This window comes from Spirosoma jeollabukense (assembly GCF_054777855.1).
On record NZ_BAAHAD010000069.1, the window covers coordinates 1 to 927 of the forward strand.

General features: G+C 23.2%; 2 protein-coding genes. Both read left to right on the forward strand.

What is annotated here, in order from left to right; translation table 11 throughout:
• Nucleotides 1-483: proton-conducting transporter transmembrane domain-containing protein (locus tag ACYVEA_RS34555; RefSeq protein WP_461117911.1), on the forward strand; the 483-nt coding region annotated here is incomplete at its 5' end.
• A 246-nt stretch (nucleotides 484-729) separates the two neighbouring features.
• Nucleotides 730-927 (forward strand): proton-conducting transporter transmembrane domain-containing protein (locus ACYVEA_RS34560; RefSeq protein WP_461117912.1); only part of this gene is annotated, 198 nt, incomplete at its 3' end.

The window sequence follows — 927 nt, forward strand, 5'->3', positions numbered from 1 at the left end:
ACACAAATATTCCAAATATTTATATTAATAGTATGTGGTATAATATTGTTAATGACAGCTTTTTATCCTAGAAAAAAATATATAGGAGATTCTAATACAATGATAGATGTATTATTTAAAAAAGTAAAAGAATATACTAATATAATAAATAAAGTGTCAGAACAATTTACATTAATAGAATATGCTTTAATAATAATATTTGTTATAAGTGGAGCAACATTGTTATTAGCAAGTGGTGATTTAGGATCTATATATTTGTGTATAGAGTTACAAAGTTTTAGTTTATATATAATATCATCAATGCATAGAAATTCAGAATCTTCTACAGGTTCTGCCTTAACATATTTTTTATTAGGAGGTTTATCATCTTGTTTTATATTATTAGGTATAGGGTTAATATATGCTAATTCTGGACTAACTAATCTTGATGGAATATATTCCATTATTTCTGATTCAGAAAAATATGTTGACTATTCAACATGATATATGCACAGTTATGTATTTTATAGTTTATTATTGATATCAGTAGGGTTTTTATTTAAAATTGCTGCTGCACCATTTCATTGATGATCTCCGGATGTGTATGATGGTGTTCCAACAATAGTAACAACTTTTATAGCTATCTTAGGAAAAATAGCTATATTAGTACTGTTGTTAGAGTTAGTACAATATAGTAGTTGTTTATTACAATCTACTATACAATATTATTCATGAACAACAAGTTTATCTATAAGTTGTTTTTTATCTTTAGTAATTGGAACAATTTTAGGTTTAACACAAACAAGAATAAAAAGATTATTAGCATATAGTACAATATCACATATAGGTTTTATATTATTAGCTTTAATAGTACATAATATAGATTCATATCAAGCATATATTTTTTATATAATTCAATATATTATAACAAATTTAAATGTCTTTTTA